General features: G+C 38.9%; 21 protein-coding genes. All 21 read right to left on the bottom strand.

All coding sequences use genetic code 11. The features are described from left to right. Position 1: 1 nt before the first annotated feature. Positions 2 to 3,823, bottom strand: coding sequence for a phage tail tape measure protein (locus IEX12_RS18990; protein WP_188725691.1), 3,822 nt, complete (start codon positions 3,821 to 3,823; stop codon positions 2 to 4). A gap of 263 nt (positions 3,824 to 4,086) precedes the next feature. Then, positions 4,087 to 4,413, bottom strand: a complete 327-nt coding sequence (gene gpG, locus IEX12_RS18985) for a phage tail assembly chaperone G (protein WP_188725690.1) — start codon at positions 4,411 to 4,413, stop codon at positions 4,087 to 4,089. A gap of 131 nt (positions 4,414 to 4,544) precedes the next feature. Beyond that, entirely contained in the window at positions 4,545 to 5,138 is a 594-nt protein-coding gene (locus IEX12_RS18980; protein ID WP_188725689.1) for a major tail protein, read from the bottom strand. Positions 5,139 to 5,182: 44 nt separating this feature from the next. Further along, the gene (gp17, locus tag IEX12_RS18975) at positions 5,183 to 5,599 is read right to left on the bottom strand and encodes a tail completion protein gp17 (protein ID WP_188725688.1); all 417 of its coding nucleotides are present in this window, start codon (positions 5,597 to 5,599) and stop codon (positions 5,183 to 5,185) included. Further along, positions 5,596 to 5,991, bottom strand: a complete 396-nt coding sequence (locus tag IEX12_RS18970) for an HK97-gp10 family putative phage morphogenesis protein (protein WP_188725687.1) — start codon at positions 5,989 to 5,991, stop codon at positions 5,596 to 5,598. Before IEX12_RS18970 ends, gp17 begins: the two co-directional genes overlap by 4 nt. Further along, positions 5,988 to 6,338 (bottom strand): phage head closure protein, encoded by a 351-nt coding sequence (locus IEX12_RS18965; RefSeq protein WP_188725686.1) that lies wholly within the window; start codon positions 6,336 to 6,338, stop codon positions 5,988 to 5,990. Before IEX12_RS18965 ends, IEX12_RS18970 begins: the two co-directional genes overlap by 4 nt. Continuing rightward, on the bottom strand, positions 6,335 to 6,643 hold the full coding sequence (locus IEX12_RS18960) for a head-tail connector protein (protein ID WP_188725685.1): 309 nt from the start codon (positions 6,641 to 6,643) through the stop codon (positions 6,335 to 6,337). The genes IEX12_RS18965 and IEX12_RS18960 overlap by 4 nt, the downstream gene beginning before the upstream one ends. Next, complete coding sequence (locus IEX12_RS18955; RefSeq protein ID WP_188725684.1) at positions 6,633 to 7,517, bottom strand: hypothetical protein; 885 nt, start codon at positions 7,515 to 7,517, stop codon at positions 6,633 to 6,635. Before IEX12_RS18955 ends, IEX12_RS18960 begins: the two co-directional genes overlap by 11 nt. After that, entirely contained in the window at positions 7,517 to 7,858 is a 342-nt protein-coding gene (locus IEX12_RS18950) for a fibronectin type III domain-containing protein (RefSeq protein ID WP_188725683.1), read from the bottom strand. The genes IEX12_RS18955 and IEX12_RS18950 overlap by 1 nt, the downstream gene beginning before the upstream one ends. Positions 7,859 to 7,961: 103 nt before the next feature. Then, positions 7,962 to 9,131, bottom strand: coding sequence for a phage major capsid protein (locus IEX12_RS18945; RefSeq protein WP_188725682.1), 1,170 nt, complete (start codon positions 9,129 to 9,131; stop codon positions 7,962 to 7,964). Between the two features lie 14 nt (positions 9,132 to 9,145). Beyond that, positions 9,146 to 9,736 (bottom strand): HK97 family phage prohead protease, encoded by a 591-nt coding sequence (locus tag IEX12_RS18940; RefSeq protein ID WP_188725681.1) that lies wholly within the window; start codon positions 9,734 to 9,736, stop codon positions 9,146 to 9,148. Beyond that, positions 9,723 to 10,949 carry a phage portal protein gene (locus tag IEX12_RS18935; protein WP_188725680.1) on the bottom strand — a complete coding sequence of 409 codons (1,227 nt, stop codon included), beginning with the start codon at positions 10,947 to 10,949 and terminating at the stop codon, positions 9,723 to 9,725. Before IEX12_RS18935 ends, IEX12_RS18940 begins: the two co-directional genes overlap by 14 nt. A gap of 4 nt (positions 10,950 to 10,953) precedes the next feature. Then, positions 10,954 to 11,148 (bottom strand): hypothetical protein, encoded by a 195-nt coding sequence (locus tag IEX12_RS18930; protein WP_188725679.1) that lies wholly within the window; start codon positions 11,146 to 11,148, stop codon positions 10,954 to 10,956. 13 nt (positions 11,149 to 11,161) lie between these two features. Continuing rightward, the gene (locus IEX12_RS18925; protein ID WP_188725678.1) at positions 11,162 to 12,886 is read right to left on the bottom strand and encodes a terminase large subunit; all 1,725 of its coding nucleotides are present in this window, start codon (positions 12,884 to 12,886) and stop codon (positions 11,162 to 11,164) included. A 3-nt stretch (positions 12,887 to 12,889) separates the two neighbouring features. Further along, entirely contained in the window at positions 12,890 to 13,066 is a 177-nt protein-coding gene (locus IEX12_RS18920) for a hypothetical protein (RefSeq protein WP_188725677.1), read from the bottom strand. Between the two features lie 534 nt (positions 13,067 to 13,600). After that, complete coding sequence (locus IEX12_RS18915) at positions 13,601 to 14,098, bottom strand: phage terminase small subunit P27 family (protein ID WP_188725676.1); 498 nt, start codon at positions 14,096 to 14,098, stop codon at positions 13,601 to 13,603. Between the two features lie 133 nt (positions 14,099 to 14,231). Continuing rightward, positions 14,232 to 14,597, bottom strand: coding sequence for an HNH endonuclease (locus tag IEX12_RS18910; RefSeq protein WP_188725675.1), 366 nt, complete (start codon positions 14,595 to 14,597; stop codon positions 14,232 to 14,234). 344 nt (positions 14,598 to 14,941) lie between these two features. Further along, on the bottom strand, positions 14,942 to 15,358 hold the full coding sequence (locus IEX12_RS18905; protein ID WP_188725674.1) for a hypothetical protein: 417 nt from the start codon (positions 15,356 to 15,358) through the stop codon (positions 14,942 to 14,944). 875 nt (positions 15,359 to 16,233) lie between these two features. Then, positions 16,234 to 16,461: a helix-turn-helix domain-containing protein gene (locus tag IEX12_RS18900; RefSeq protein ID WP_188725673.1), complete on the bottom strand. Its 228-nt coding sequence runs from the start codon at positions 16,459 to 16,461 to the stop codon at positions 16,234 to 16,236. Beyond that, a complete protein-coding gene (locus tag IEX12_RS18895) occupies positions 16,461 to 16,895 on the bottom strand; it encodes a DUF722 domain-containing protein (RefSeq protein ID WP_188725672.1) in 435 nt (144 codons plus the stop codon). Before IEX12_RS18895 ends, IEX12_RS18900 begins: the two co-directional genes overlap by 1 nt. Before the next feature lie 256 nt (positions 16,896 to 17,151). Further along, positions 17,152 to 17,319, bottom strand: a complete 168-nt coding sequence (locus tag IEX12_RS18890) for a hypothetical protein (RefSeq protein WP_188725671.1) — start codon at positions 17,317 to 17,319, stop codon at positions 17,152 to 17,154. Positions 17,320 to 17,572: the final 253 nt, after the last annotated feature.

Genomic DNA, 17,572 nt, shown 5'->3' with positions numbered 1-17,572 from the left:
ATCACCTCCATTCCATTGCTAGTTGACGGCTGGCTTGTTTCATTTTTCGTGCGTTTTCTGCCGGTGATGTTGGTTCTGGACTGTTGATTGTGATTTGTTGATGTATTTCCTTTATTTCGCTTGCTTTACTAATAAACTCTTTTATGAGACTCATCATTTCTTTCATTTCATCATTGCCGCCATTCTGTCCGGACATCCTAACTTTTGTCTTACTATCCTTGCTCGTCAACGCCAACAACTTCATAAACTCGTTATTCCGGACATTATCATAGTCGAATAAACCCTTCCAGTCACTAGTACCGCCAGCATAATGTCGAGCCGATTTTAATAATCGTTCCGTCTCCTTATGCGGGATAACATGAGTTCCGCGCGGCAAATTCAACATTGTATCCGTGTCCGGCGACAAAAATGTTGCACCACTTGGCGTGCGGATTAACTCACGTCCGCCGCCGTCACCCACAACAGCCATACCGCCTGGGTGTCCGCTTGGCGGTGTGCCCTTAGCCCACCATTTAAAACCGCTGGCAACGAATTCGACTACCTTTTGTACAGGATTTTTTGCTTTTTCTTCAAGATCATTGATCGTGCCTTTGTCGGTGGCTTTTACAGGCTTAATCATTCCTGCTTTAGCTGCTATATCAATAGCGGTAATGGTTCCGTTGTCAGTCACTGTTACTTCTTTAGTTACATCCTTTTTAGCTTCTTTGGTACGTTCCTCTTCTATGTCTACGCCTTTAGAAGATTTCTGATTATTTTTGTCGATTTGAGAGCCTTGACCTTTGATAGCATCAGAACCTCTATGGATTTCGTCTTTTACCTGATCCCAAACTCCGAGTTCTTTAAGAATTTGCTCGAGGACGCCATCATTAAGCAATATTTTTTGATCAATGCCCGCGATCTGCTTATCAATTTCCTGTTTGTTGGCTCCTTGTTTCTTGCGGTTTGCTTCAAGGTTGGCGCGCTCTTCAAGCAATTCTTGATTTTTATTTTGAATTTGCTTGACGATGTTACCCTCTTCAACTTTGATTTCTGACGTTTTGGCTAGATTAGCTATTTTTTTCTGCGTTTCTTGGGATGTTTTTTCCAGCTTTGCCTGTGCAAGAGAATTAATATCTTTGTAAATTCCCAGTTCTTCAAATAGGTAATCTCTGGCTTGGCGTTGCTTTTCGTTGGTTTGGGTAAGTTTGTCATATCGCTCTTGTTCTTTTTGGGTTAATTCGCCATTTTTTTGGCGCTTCTCCTCAAGTTTTTGTAATTCCTGGTCATTCTTTGCAATGGAACTATCCAGTTGTGCTAATCCTTTTGCGCCTTCCGCGTTGATGCCGGCTTGTTTTAAGACAAGGTTAGCCATTTGACTATTTAAGGCATTGATTTTTTCTAGTTCTTCCTCAGAATTTTGAACGGATTCGCGGCTCTTTTCCTTTTTCTTTTGAAGGTTGTCAACCATTTCAACATAGTCACCGTTCAGAACGTCATTCAATACACTTTCTTCATAAAGAAGTCTGGCTTGTTCGGCTTGATTTAAGCTTTTATTTTCTGTTAACTCGCTAATTTCTTTAAGCCGACTTTTGATTTCATCTTGACTCATCTTTTGTGCATCGGTGTACATTTTTAGTTGTTGATCTAAGCCGTTTTGTTTCTTCTTTTCCTCTGTAATTTCTTTCTGAATCCGTTTTTCCTCTGCTAACGACTTTTGCCTTTCTGATTCTAATTCAATCAAAGAAGCTTCGCGCAAAGAGTCAATATAATCATGTACTGCATCTGTGTTTTCAGCAAAAGCATTTCCTTGTTCGGATACATTCTTCTTGACATCAGGTGTTTGTTCGATAATATCTTTATTTGCATCGAATAGCCTTTTCAACTCATCCTTAGACAACCCAGATTTTTTAGCAAGTGCATCATATTTTTTCTGCAACTGATCAATTTCACCGGGATTGCTTGATTTGGAAATACGGATATTCAAATCGTTTAATTCGGCTAGTTGTTCATTACTAATTTTTGCCTTGCCTGATAACTTATCAAATGTTTCTGCGCTTTTTTCTAAATCTATTGATTGATCACTTAGGGATTTTGCGACATCTAAATTAACCTCTTCGGCTTCTTTTGATTTCTTAACAAGTTTATAAACGCCCGCGCTCAAAGCAGCAACTCCTGCAATAGCGAGTCCGGCAACACCGCCTTTGGTTAATCCCCCGACCATTGCACCAACTAGACCTTTTTTACCTACGCCAATTCTTTTTGTTAATGCTCCGGTTGCTTGCATAACGCCACCAATGCCGAACGACAGTTTGCCCATGATACTTAATACAGGGCCGGCTGTTGCTGCTAATAATCCGAATTTGACAATGTTTTCTTGCGCTTTAGGACTTAACTTAGCAAACCAATCGGTTAAGTCTTTGGCTTTATCAATGATAGACTCCAAAGCTGGCCTTAAATTCTTGTATGTCGTAATAAACAAATCTTCCAGCTTAGATTTTAGTTCTTTCAAGCTTCCAGCTAGGTTATCTTGCATTGTATCAGCCATTTCGCCCGCGGCACCTTCAGATCCTTCGATTGCTTTGGTTAGATCTTCGTAATCTGATTCCGATGCATTAATAACCGCAAGTGCACCAGACATGGCTTCTTTTCCGAATATGGTCGCCGCTGCCGAAGCTTGCTGTTTCTTGTCCAATTTCCCAAGATTTATACGTAAATCTTTCATCACATCATCAAATGATTTCATTTCACCGCTTGAATCAGTCAAGGAAATATTATACTTATCCATTGCTTTTTGCATTGCTTTGGTCGGTTTAGACAAGTTTGTCATCATAGTACGTAACGCTGTACCGGCTTTTTCGCCTTTTATCCCGGCGTTTGCCATTAAACCGATTGCCTTTGATGTATCTTCCATCGTGTATCCAAGCGCGCCGGCAACTGGTGCAACGTATTTAAATGCATTCCCGAGTCCTCTGACATCCGTGTTCGCGTTTGACGATGTGGCAGCTAATATATCCGCCATACGACTACTTTCTTTAGCTGATTCCCCGAATGCTGTTAATCCGTCTGTTACAATGTCAGATACACTTGCCAAGTCTTCACCAGATGCCGCCGCCAAATCCATAACTCCCGAAATACCATCCATCATATCCGCGGCATCCCAACCAGCTAAGGACATATAGTAAAATGCATCACTAGCTTCTTTTGCACTAAATACTGTGCTCGATCCCATCTCGCGCGCTTTAGCTTCTAATTTCTGCATTTCGTTAGCACTAGCACCGGAAACCGCTCCGACTTTAGACATCCCGGCTTCAAAATCCATTCCAGTTTTGATAGCAACGCCGCCTGCGATGCCTAGCGGCAAAGTAACGTTACGTGTTAGGTTTTTGCCAGTGTTATCCATCGCTGTACCTGCAGCTTTTAATTTGCCACCATACTTGTCCATTCCATCAGCGACTTTGTACCAGCCTTTGTTTTGAATCTCTTGGACACGTTGAAATTCTTTAAATTCAGCGGTAACATTGTCTAGCTCTCTGCCGGTTTCTTGGTATTTGGCAATCTGCTCGTTTAATTCTTGTGATGCTTTTTGTGCCTTGACAGTGTTTTCGCCGTATTCACTAGACATGCGTTCGTATTTTTTACGTGCTTCCTCAACCATCCGTGCCTGAATGCGATGCCTGTTAGTTAAGCCTTCGATCATTACGCCATATTTTCGTGATGATTTTTCTCCACGATCAAAAGCTGATAATTGAGCGCCCATTGCTTTATTAGATGACTTTAATTGCCGTTGCAATCCCGTCATGGATTTTTCTACACCAGTGCTATCTAAATCAACCTTGATGACCATATTCCCGACTGGTGCGCCACCGATTGCCATAAGTTAACCTCCCTTCTTTGCCTATTTTCCAAATGCAGCAAAGAGAGAATCAGTCTTGCGCGATTCTTTTTTCTTGTTGTTTTTTCTGTTTAAAAGTCTTAATAATTCCAATACGTCCATTTCATAAATTTCGGTTAATGTATGTCTTTGTAATAAATCGGCAAAGAGCTCGTCAATCCACTCTTTTTGTTTGATAAAACTAAAATCCTCTTGATTGAGTTGTTCTTCGCCGTCTATTCGTTTTTTCCATCACCCTGTAACGTGCCCATCAAAATAGCGACATAGATTTCAACAATATTTCCGGCGTCAATACCTTCGGTCAATTCTTTTGTTGTGAATTGTTTTCCGTATAATTCCGTAATAAAAGTAGTTAATCGATCGAATAAATCAGAGTGAACAATAAACTCGTTTTCTTCTAATTCAGCACCAAGATCGATGGCTTTTTTTGTAAAAATGCCTTTTACGAAAATAGGATATAAATATTCTTTTGTTTCTAATTCCTGACCGTTCACGCCAGTTACCAGAGTGATAGTTTTGGTTTTTTCATCGTAATGTTTCATTTGCTTTCCTCCCAAAATTAAAAAGGCAGGATAACCCGCCTCTTTTTTTATAGTCAGCCCTGTGCAAAGGCTAGTCCCACGATAAGGTTGCTGTTGTATCGGTAGTATTGGCCTTTACATTTACGGGCTTGTTAGGGTGTAGTCTCCCCGGTTGGATTAAATACCTTATCCATAAATGCTTGGCGTTTTTCCTCATCATCCTCGTCTACATGAGCGAATACTTGAGCGACATCGTCATATATACGGCCCGAAAATTCACCACTAATTGTGTCATTACCGAATTCCAAAGAATCCTCTTTGGTCTGTGCTTCCGTTGGCGGCAATGTGAACATGCCTTTTGTCAATCCCACAAGTTCAGCAGATCCATCGCCTTTTGTCTTTTCAAGTACAACCGCAACATAAGGCGGGTTCACCTGTGATTTTTGTATAACTAATTCACCATCGTTTTCCAGACCTAATAATGCAACCCGATCTTCAAGTGGCAAAGCATGGAACTGGAATTCTACAGTTGATACACCTGTAGATACAGCCATTTCCGCAACCTTATTATCACCATAAGCTTTCGCGATTTCTTGTTCTGTTTCGATATTGATTGTTTGCACGAAAGGAAGTCGTACTTTTTCGTCGTAAGTGACAGCTTCCTCTGTATCACTCTGCAAAATTGCATAATGCAACTTGTCAATACCAACTGTTGCGCTTAAATTTTTCTTTTTTGGTTCAGCCATTTTCATTCTCCTTTATAATTTATTGCATTAAAAAAAGACCCACATTAGTAAGTCTTTAAATCTGCTACTATTTTTCCGCGGTAGCGCCTGCCATCGCGTATTAGGTATGTTTCCTCGTCAAATTCATAAATCGGTGTGCTTTGTTTAAAGTTAATGGTTTTCATGAGCTTATTAATCTGTAACGCTATTTTTCTTGCATTTGAACTATCCCACACGTCAATTTGGACAATGCAATCCCAAGCAAGCTGTTCGTTGTCAGCGTATTCCGTAGGAAGTTCTGATATTGGGCTAATTCTGATTATCGGCGGTTGGCCTCGATTTTCTTCTGGGATAAAGTATTTAAAAACTTTGCTTTCATCCCCCACAAGTGACATTAACTCTGCATCATTTAACAATAACTGATACGTAATGTCCAATGAATCAATTTCGTATAAATCTAGCCCCTTAATCAAATCATTCATCGTAACACCTTCTTAATTGCATCGGCCATTTCTTTTTGTACCTGGCCTTCGGTTGCTTGTACGGTTTTTGTCATGTAACCTTGCGGTGCTTGAGATATTGATCCGAACTCGGGAATGTGGGCTCGGAAATTGGCTGCTTTGCTAAACCCCACAGCAACATAACTTTCACCGGTTGCTCCATCGGTTCGATTTCCACTCATAACAACACTGTCAGATAATCTAGCTTGTGGGTTAGGGCCGCTATATCCGCTTCGCGGTACATTGCGTTTTAATTCTTCAAGTACCACTTTTCCACCTGCCAAATTACCAGCCCTTGCTGCCCGTTTAATATCTTCTTCCTTTTTGGACAGATTGGATATTAACTCCCGTAAGCCTTCTATTTTTACTGTCATGATCTGCTCACGTCCTCTGCAATAAGCACAGTAAACCCACTTTGTCGGTAATCGTACAAAACTTGTTTAATATTGTAAGATTGGCTGTTGACAGTGTCTTTTATTGTCATTTTGTTAGTGATGCCGGGATAGTTACGGATAAACACCTTTATATTGTGTTGTGTGCCAGTCTGTATGCTTGTTTCATAATCTTTAAGGCTAACAGTCTCGACATGTGCAAAACACTCTAAATATAGCACCGGTTTCGGTTTTTGCGGTATGCCATTTTCTGTTACAGACTTTACCTCGTATATACCGATTGGCTGATTAAGCTTTGAAAAATTAAATCGCATATTATTCAGCTTCATAAGTATCTATCCCTGTGCGCCCGTAGTGTTTGAATGGCATGTGTTACCGAAAAAGGCCCTTCGTTTTGGCTAATTTCCGATATTGTTAATCGATTTTCATAATAATAGGCAGTAAGCATGATAACCGCTTTTTGAAAAGCAGGATCTTCTTCTAAAGAATCTTTGTCAAGATTTGGGTCTCTACTGTCAAACACCGCCTCTATTACATCATGTTTCGCAAAGTCCATGTAATCCTTTATTTCTTCGTCCTCTAAATCGTGCGGGATTCTTAAATGTCCTTTAATTTTTTCTAAATTAATAGCCATGATTAATCACCTTCTCGATGGCTTCTACATATTTGCTTGATACTTTATCTTTGCTAACAAATGACAGATCATCTTCAAAAGGAGATATATCAACGTATTTACCTTTAAAAAATAAATCTTTATCATCATCTGTAACTCCTGCGTTGTGCATGATTTTTGTTTCATGCCAACGTTCTATCGGGTCAGTAGCCCAACAGAATTCTAATTCACTGGATATTTTTGGGCCAATGTTGAAGTGCATCATATTCCACAACTGTGCCCACATCTCGGCTGTCCATTTCTGAATGTTGGAATCAAGGTCTTTGAAATAGTGAAATAGCTTATTGGAATCCTCATAGACCTTTTTCCAATATGCAACAGATGGATTTTTAATAAGCCATTGAGCGCCTCCAGAATTACTGTTAATTGTTTCTAGTGATTCGACTGTAACCCCAACGATACTAGCCATCTCTTGAAGAACGGTCTCTCCATTTTTGCATTGCCGAATATAATCAAGGTTTAAATATCCGTTACAGTCGCTGCAATACCAAACGTCATCTTTAACGGGTAGCTTTCGGAAATCTAACTTCTCACGAAAAATAACGTCTGAATCCATATAAAAGTATTTTCCCTTTTCTCTCGATGGGTCTCCCGTCAGGTACTGCCACCATAAATAGGGTTTAATACTTGGTATATATGATTTGTCATTTCGTAAGTCCTCGTAAACATGAGTTTCTACTCCGTATTTGTTTTCAAAATAAACTGGAATGTCATCGTCCCACTTCTGAAACAGTAGAACGATGTTTTTTATTCCGTGTGATTTTAAATTAGTTAAGCATACATCTAGTTCCCACTTAAAACGATTCGTAGCAGGTTGGCAAAGGATGTATTTCATTATTCATCCCCGCCGTCCGCCTCAGTCGTGGTTGTTGTCGTCGTCGGCTCCGTTGTCGTAGTCGTAGTAGTCGGCTTCTCAGTCGTTGTTGTCGTAGTAGTCGGCTCCGTTGTCGTACTAGTTGTTGTCGTAGTACTGGTAGTGCTTGTCGTTGTTGTGGTCGTTGCTTTCGTCTTAACAATCAACGGCTCAGACAACTCGCTTTCACCGTGTTCGTTTTCAGCAGAAACTTGATACTTATATTCAGTGTTAGCCTTTAAACCAGTGTCTTTATAAGTTTTTTCCTCTAAATCACTGGCTATTTTTTCGTCATCTCTATATACGTTGTAAGTTAAAGCCATTTATAATCTCCTTCCTTTTTTAATAGCCCTGTTTAAAGGCTAGTCCCAAGTAAGCGTTGTTTGCTTATCGGTTGTACCACTAGCCTTTAAATTTACGGGCTCATTAGGGTGTTACTTCTTCTTCTTCTTTCCCAAAATTAATAATGATTGCTGATTTTTCATCAAGGATACGGACATCTTGACGTACAGCAACCATTAAAGATTCACCATATTGCATGTAGTTTGTCCAAGCCGCTTGATACTGGCTGCGGTCGAACAGTACAATCGCATCTTTTAAGTTACCGATGATGATAGTTTTATCCGATTTTTCCCCTAACATTTCATCCGGCAACACTACTACCGCCGCACCAAGTAACCGTTTTTGTGTTGGTTCTTTTACATCGCTTTGCAATAGATAATTCCCTTGATTGTCCTTCAGCTTATCAAGTTCTGCAAAAGCTGTTTGAGATACGATTGCAACGTTATGCTCGTAGTTTGGCTTCAAGTTAAGATTGATGGCATCTTTTATTCCGTCAATTCCTTCTGCTGTTATCGTTGCTAGTTTAAGCTTTTTTCCCTCTTCTCCTGGGGTACCGGACTTAATCGCCTTAACAATAGCTGCATTACGAGTAGATGCAATTGTACGAGCCATCCATGTCATTAATTCAGACAATACATTAACTGCTGCATCCTCGATTGCTTCACGAGATACTAGAAAATAGCCACGGTATGTCTTGATGTCATATCCAAGATTGTAAAATGGCTTAACAGCAAGTTTAGGGTTTTCTTCTAGTTCAGCAACTTCTGGCAATGCCGCAACTTCGGATTGACGTACAACAGGATATTTACCACTGCCGTAACCCACAGATTTCACTGTTACATATTGATCAAGATTGAATTCTTTTTCTTTCAATTTCATGATTTCCGTTACAATTTGTTCTGGGACAACCACGAAACCAGAATCTGTTTTAAGTGCTCCACCGTCAATTTCTCGGGTTTCAAGATATTTTTGAAACGCTTCACGCTGTTCATTGTTTGGTTGTATCATTGTTTGCCCTGGTTGATGGGCTTGTCCTGCAAAGCTGCGCGCTTCATCTTCGCCTTGTCCTTGGCCTTCATCACCATTTTGTTCATCCATCATACGTTCACGTGCTTCAATTTCTTCTTTTTCTTCTTTCAAATCGCGCACTTCTTTTTCCAAATCGGAAAACTTTGCATCCCCGCGTTTTTCATCGTTATCTAGCATTTCGCGGATTTCTGCTAGCCTTGCTTCAATTTCTTGTAATCTGTTCATGTGTTCTATTCCTCCTAAATTTCCAATAGTGTTTTTATTTTTGCTGCTTGTTCTTCCTTGTAAGCCTTTAGTTCCTCACTATATTCCTTCATCCTGTCATATCCTCTAGCACTAACTTCGCTATCTGGATATGCGGGAAATGCAACAGCCGATACTTCAATGAGTTTGGCTTTTTTTATAGTACGCAGGGGCAGATCATCTTCTGGTTCTTCTACATGATCGTCGGTATCCCTGAAGCCAAAACTCACCCCATCCACATCACCCCTTTTTATAGATTCATAGGTATCATTACCAAGCGTGGTTTTAGGTAAGTCGAGTTCAAATCGCAAACCTAAATCATCCTCTTTTAAACGTAAAGTACCGTTTTTTGTGCGGCCTAACACTTTCCCTGTATCATGTGACCATAAAAAACGCTGATCCCCATCATTGAGAGAGTCAGCAAATGCACCTTTTTTGAATTGTTCGCGGAATTTGTAATAATACCCTAAAACATGTGATTTTTTCTCCCATTTGACCGCGTAGCCGGTTAATGTTCTATTACCATCTTCATCCTCACGAATTTCGATCTTATCCGTCATGAGTTCCCGCGTTTCAGTCTTGTCCATCTGAGCCACCCCCTTTCGATTTGGCTTTAGCCATTTGATACTCCTCTAACTGATCGAGTGTGGTGTAATTGAGACTGATAAAATGTTTACGGCCGTTCTCATCACCCCTAGGCTTATCTCCTAAACTCTTTCTAGCTTCATCAAGGCTGATAAGACCTTTATCGAATTTTTCTATTACTATCTTGTTATGAGTTTCCACATCGGTTGTTTTAAATGGCGCCGTATCAAACTTAAATACACTACCTGTGTTAGCGGTCAGTTTAAAATTTAGTTCGTTGGTAATAACCTTCAAATAACTGTTAAGAGTTGACGTAAGATAGTCTAAATTAGCTTGCGCAAGTGACATATTGGACGTTTCTAGTCCCAATTTATGCCGCGGGATACGGTATACTTTACCGATTGTTTCGGTTGAAAATGTGCTGGCATTGATCAACTTCAATATTTCTGTATCGATTTCAATAGGTTCATATTCGAATGTTTCATCAATTACTAGTACCTTATGCGCTTTATCCACACCAGCATTGGATTTTTGCCATTCATCCCTGATCTTATCCCTAGCTTCTTTTGATAACTTACCAGCCTTCATTTTTAAAATTCCGCCGGTTTGGGTATCATTTTTGAAAAAGTTAGCCAAGAAACGTTTGCTGTCTTTCTGCATTGAAAGATCATCTTTAAGCGAATTTAAAGGACTTACGCCGCGGATTCCGTCAATTGTGAAAAATTTAAAATGAAGGATGTCCGTTGTTTGCAATCTGCGTATGTTTCCTTTTAAGTCGTTAACATCATATACAAGCCTAAAATTTGTTGTTGCATCCTGTTTAATTGCCACCTGTGAGTTACTAAGATGATAGAGGGCGATGACTTTACCCTTAGGATTTCTGATAATCTCGCAAAACGATTCACCGTTTAATAGCGCATTGGCTGTAATGATAAATTTAAGTGTGCCACCGGAATATAATCCATTTGGTGCAACGTTCAACAAATTCGTTAGGCTATCTGGTGTTGCAACGTCATTCTTGACCATATCAATATCCAATGAAGCAACGTCACTAGCCAATAAATTAACGATGGTAAACACGTCGCTGTTTTCAATTGCTTTTGCGGATGTGAAGCTTGTGCCGGTTCCGCTAAATCCTGGGAGCATACTGATAAGGACTTCCGCTTCCTCTTCGGTATATTCGCGCGTTTCTGTTCGATTAAAAAACGTTCCCATCTAGTCACCTCCCTTCCCTCACAAAGATGAGAGAGATAAGGATAAATGATGCACCTAATGCAAAGGTTCCTGTTGTCGTTCCGATGCGATAAAATCCATACACGATTATCCCTAGGCCAATTAAAAGAACGATTCCGATATAATTGGACATAAAAAAAGAACCTATCAATTGAATAAGTTCACTTAGCTTGTTATTCATTTGTTCACCACCCTCAAAAACCAAAATCATCACTCAATATATAAGCTTCAATTTGTTTAATGTCCATCCCTTGATATTCATAGTCTTTTGCTTCTGCGAATGCTGTTATCGTAGCAACAATTGGGTCAATTTTTTCCCTATTCTTTTGCTTGTCCAACATGATATTTGCGTTATTATCGTACTTCATAATAGCGTTATTGACCGCTATGTTCAGTAACGGGTTATTGCTATGCAGTATCTTACGCTCATAAACTCCAAGCCTAAACTGTTTAATCGGTTCAGACAGATATTTATAATTCTGCGGCACTTCAATAAATGGGATATCCAAGTCGGAGTATCTTTTTTCCCACTCACTTAAAAAGTTTGCAATATGCCAGCTATCATAGCAAAATGCTTGTACATTTAAGTTGTAATTTATAATCATATGTGCGGCATATTCGATAACTTGATCCACATTAATAAAGCCGCTTTGTAAATTTGTTTGTGTAGCATATCCTTTAGAGATTAACATTTGATAATCAATTTTATCCCGCTTAGACTTAGCTTCTAATCCTTCCACAGTTGCTACAAACGAATGACCATCTACATAAAACTTTTGATTTTCTAGCGGATAAATAAAATAAAGTGCTGTCAAGTCGCCAATACGGGATAAGTCAAGACCTAGAAAAGCATCTCGGCCATAAATGTTGATCGGATCCGTTTCGCATGCCCGCCATTCTTTATCCGGTAGGAATGAATTTTCCGCACCTTGCTTCCACATGTTGAAGTTTTTGACGATCGTTCCTAATAAACTATTTTTTTCTACCGCTTCATTCAATTTTCTTTTTAAATTACGAATTAGCGTCTCTTTAATTGACTCCACTTCAATTAAAGGGTTGCTTTTAATCCATAGGCCTTGATCGTATATTTCATCTTCGTCATCCTGTTCATATACCAGGACAAAATAGTTATCATCGACTATCTTTTCGTTGAGTATTTTTTCACCATGGATGTATTCTTCTGTGTACATCGGACTGTTTAAGTCAAAATAAGCTGTTGATATGATCAACGTCAAAGCGTTTGGCTGCAGTATAACACCGGATTCCAATACTTCCATCATACTGTTGTCTTTACTCGCCCCGTATTCGTCCAATATAGACAACGTGGGGGCAAAACCGTTAATACCACCTGTTTCCTTTGACAACGGCTTTAATACACTGTATGAAGGATTGTGGTTAATCTCGTTGCGTACCTTACGAACTGAATTACGTATTTGCTCGGATTGCGCTAATAATCCATCTAATCGCTGCACCACCATATTAAACACGATGGATGCTTGCTCCCTTGATTGCGCCGTACAGTATATTTGCCTATTCTGTATGGGGTGTTTACCAGCTAGAAATTCGAAAATAGCAATACCAGATATTAAAGCTGACTTACCATTTTTCCGGGCCATTGAAATTAACGCTTTATTAAATCGTCTTAGATCATTATTATCTTTTCTATACCACCCAAACAATGAATAAACAATAAATTTTTGAAATTGAGCCAGTTTAACAGGCTTTCCGGTCGATATATCCGGTAGTATCTCCATAAACTTTACTGCAATTTCGGCGCGTTCTGGGAGATAAACATAATCAAAGTTTTCTTTTTCCAAATCATTCAGATGCCGTTTACAGGCCTTAATGACTTTTTTCCCGGCTATAATATCGCCATTGACAACCCTTCTTGCGTATTGGGTGCCTGGATCGTTGAACATGGTTTATTTATCCTTCCAAGGGTTTTCTTCTGCAAAGCTGTAATCGGATTCCGTTTCTAAAATTTCTACCATATCATCAATAACGACAAGACCCTCGTTTATTTGCTGTTTTAGGTTTTCTCTAATCCTTTTAATTGTTTCAACGTTGTGCGTACCTTTAACTTTTGCGATCAATAACATCTTTCATCATCCTCCCTATCATTCGCTGATTAGTTTTTCCTTTATCATCCGTTCCGCTTCATCGAAGGAAATATCTCCACCGTTTTCAATATCGATATTTGAGTCTATAAATTATCCATTTACAGCAATCGTGAAATTTACGCTTATGTTGTTTGTCGGTAGTATTTCCATTGTTTTATTATCACCGTACATTTTTGTTATTTCTCTATTTAAGCTATTTACGATTATTTTCATTGTTTTTTTCACGACCTTTTCCCCATAATAAAAAGACACCCGCAACGTGGACGCCTTAGCAAAATAATTTGTTTTTTTAATTCATTTTCCTTCTAACTTCTTATCTGCATAAAAATAAATATAGAGTACAATGTAACTCAACACAAAAAATATTAGTGTAGGTGTAAATACAAACCACCAACTAATATCGATAACTTCTGTTACCTGTAAGATGATTAACAGGACAGTTATATAATTAAAATGTTTTAATTGCACTGGTGCACCTCCCCATAAAAATAGACACCCACATTGGCGAGTGCCTTACCCTTTAAGCAACTTCAATATCTCATCTTCTTCTTTATCATCGTCTGGTACCGCTAATTGTAACCTACTATTCATCGTCATGCCTAATTGGTTAGCAATCATCCGCAATTCTTTTACAGTCGATAATAATAAATCATAAGATGGGTTTTTCTTAATTCCAGTTAAATTACCATCTTCATCGTAGTTTTTATAAGTTTCCCCATGTTTCTGAATATCTTTTTCTAACCTTCTTCTGGAACCATGCAGCATACAATAAGTTTCAATCAACTCTCTATCCAATTCCGCGATAGGTAATTGCTTCAACAATGGTATAATTCGTTTCCATTCTTTTTTACCGTAATAACAAAGGTGGCTAGGTATGCGGTCGGCCTGTAATTGTTCATGTTCTTTTAATGTTTCCTGTTCGGCTAACTTTTTAGCCACATATCCTTTACCTTTTTTATGCTTTTTTAGTTCATCTTCCGAATAAAACCCGCGTGTAGGCTTTCCTCTCATACTTTCACCACCTCATTTCACCATTTATTCCCATTTTGACCATTTTTGACTTTCAAAATCGCATTTTTCAAAGAGAAAACTCCGCACCGTCCTATAATTATCAGAATATCTAAGGGTAATTTTGAACGGGGGGTCAAATAGAATATCTGTTCTTATCCTCGTTCGTCTTTTTGTTGTGACATTCAAAGCATAGACTTTGGACATTGTTTATATCCAGCCGCAAATCCCATCTAACCTTAGTTGGTATGATGTGATCTGCAATCTCTGCTTCACGTCCACACTTAACACAACAAAAGCCATCACGCAAGAAACCTTGATAGCGTAATGACTTCCACTCTTTCGTATCATAGAACCGTTTATATGTTCTTCCCTCTTCGGTTGATGTTCGTATCTTCTCGTATCGTTTGTAATTATGATTGGTATGTTTCTTACAATATGTTTTGCTTGTCGGTATCAGTTCATTGCATCCGACTTTGCTACAGCGCTTCTTGATATTCATTGGTAAGACTCCTTACCCGTGTATCTAATTGTTCGGTTCGTTTATCAATCTGTCGCTGTATCTTCTCGACTTGCATTAAAAATGTTTGCGCTTTGGTTTGTGTTAACTTGTTATTCTTTCTAAGCAGCGCAGATTGCTTATTAATGCCGCTGATCTTCTCTCTATCCTTTCTGTTATCCTGCATCATACGTCTGGCTGTCTTATCTGATACCATGATCAGTTGTTTATGATTACAACTCGGGCATTCCCATAACCTAGCCTGTATGCCTGGCTTGACTGTCTTATCATATATGTTAATCTGGTTAGGCTGTATTAGAGTGTCGCATGATTCGCATTTAGTATATCTACTCATTGACAACATCCTTTGTTAGTTCTTCTATTCTTTCCTTGGATTCTGCTATATCGTTATCGTTGTACCGTGTCTCTCCGCTTATTTCTCTTCCGTTCAAGTCATAGGAAACTATCATCATGTAAGTAGTTTCAACTATCTCTCTTTCTTCATCGCTCGGTTCTTCGTTGTCACCGTAATAATTCTTGTAATCGTAATCGTCTATGATATCCTTGGTAGTGCTATTCAGTTCATCGTAAGGTATGTTCAACTCATTGTTCCATTTATAGATGATCCGCGCTACCTCCAAAGAGTCCTCGGCCAATTGCTTATCGATACCTTCGCGCTGCATTGGCTTTTTTGTTCCAAATAAAAGAATAGCCAACACAACCACTAAACATAAAATAACTGAAGAAAATGCCACCTTCCTCAACCCGATCAACCCCTAAGTTTTTAACTTAATTATGATCGATCTGGAAAGTTTATGCAATATGCATTTTGGATTGTTCGTTATATTGTTTATAAATATTTAAATTTAATCAATAGCCTTAAGTGCCATCCGTCCAAATACCCATTCTTGTATAAATTATAATATCTGCCAACTATTCGCCTTTTCCCGAACAAGAGTTTTAAAAAATTTTTGAATTGAACTATATGAAGTTTGTAAAACACATTTTTCATATTCCGTCCCCCCACCTGTGCGAAAATCTACCCAAAAACTCCTGCCCAAATAAAAAGACACCCAGCTTATGCTAGATGCCTTGCTATGACGTAGGTAAGGATTTGCACCTTACATGTTATATGCACCATTACTATGTTCCAACATACAACTACGCCGTCTGGAACTAGGGCCGCGTTTATTTAGCGTCTACCTATTCCGCCACTACGTCCGACCGTGAAACCCTCGATTCCAAAAAGCCAGTTATCGTTTTACGATGCCCGGCTGGCTCTATCTACAACATGGTAGATGAGCAAATAACGGTAACCACTCCGTTATTATCTTGCCCCAATTGCTCATCCCTGCCACTTTTTAGGAGTTTATCACTCAATGTGACAAAGAAGGCTCATTTCCAAAATCAAATATGCAAGTTTCCCTATAACACCCTGCTTATAGTAGGATGACAACACACGCCACTTACCAATGATATACTGTATGGCCTATCTATAAGTCTTACAGGAATGCATAATAAACAAGCCTTTTTACATCATGCTTAGGATGGCGCTATGATATTTGTTTTTTGCTAATTGTTCTATGATATTTTTTCCTATACTACCATAATAAATCATTTTGCTAGCTTAAAAGTCGCATTATAGTTGCGCTTTATCCAGATAGCCTATTTCCTGAAGAAACTCTATTTTAGTTAATCCTAATCCTTCAGAAATTTTTCCTGCGCTTTCTAATGACAGTTTTTTCTTTTTCCCTAATTCTATATCCGTTATATATGCTCTTGTTAACCCCGACCTTCTAGCTAATTCGCTTTTTCGTATCCCTGTTTCTTCTCTTAACCGTTTAATCGCAGCACTTAATTCCTCCATCATCTCCACCCCAACAATTCAATAGTTGCTTGTATTATTTCATCTCTCCATCTTAAAGCCGTTGTTCTATTAACATGTAATTCATTAGCAATTGCGTTCCAGTTAAGGTTTTTGTTGCCCCAATACCTAACCCTTACCAATTTCTTATAATCATCAGGCAAGGCATTATAAACATTCTCAATAGCATCTACAATCTCGTTTAAATAAGTTAATTGCTTGCTTGTTGTCAGCCTAGTCGCCATCCTTCTTGTTGGATCTCCTGGCATTCGTACCGAGTTAGCACCTTTTACAATTGTCGGGTCGTCCGGATCCTCATCAAAAGGATTCATGATTTCTTCTCTCAATTTAGCAATTTCTTTCAATGTATGGTGATAGTCATACCATTCTGCTTCTACTTTTTTAAATGCTAACTTTGTCGGTTTAATTGCTTGCATGTATTAACCTCCCCCGATGCTATTTATTAATCACTTCATACGCCATATGTTACCCCTTATGCCCTGCGATTGGCTTTGGCTTCTTTTGTGTTTCTATTGCTAAGGATAAATTTGATTATCGCACTTTTCACACCTATTAAAGACGTTACCTTATCAATCATCCATATCCACACTTGGCATATTAATCCGACCATACCTATTATCCCTAGTGCATAAACTAAGCCAACTGATATAATTATCGTTATTGAATATTCCATTATTTATTCACCACCTCATAAGCCATATAAAAACTCGTAACCGCCATTGTGACAATCATCCCCGTAAATACTATCTCAACCTTAGCCAGTTCTGATAAAGCTATTGTAATCACCGCTAATACGATAAACACTGCAACAGCAGACAGAAATGTTTGGATTGTTTTCATGTGATACCCTCCATATAACCCCCACAGAGCGCCTCTAATCTCGCTGACTATAAAACTATCCGTATGTAGTTAGCGCCCTGCTGTGGGTTTGTATTTAGCTAACTTCGTATATTTTCGTACAGTATTACCTCAACCCTCGGACTCTGCTTGTCTATTAAAAAATGATGATGTATGCTCTGAATCTCTCCCCAACCATCGTTTTTTAATTTACCCGCCTTAACAAGGCCATCCAGTAAAAACTTCATACCGCAAG

This window comes from Lentibacillus populi, assembly GCA_014642895.1.
GTDB lineage: Bacteria > Bacillota > Bacilli > Bacillales > Amphibacillaceae > Lentibacillus_C > Lentibacillus_C populi.
This window is presented reverse-complemented; position numbering and strand designations above follow the sequence as displayed.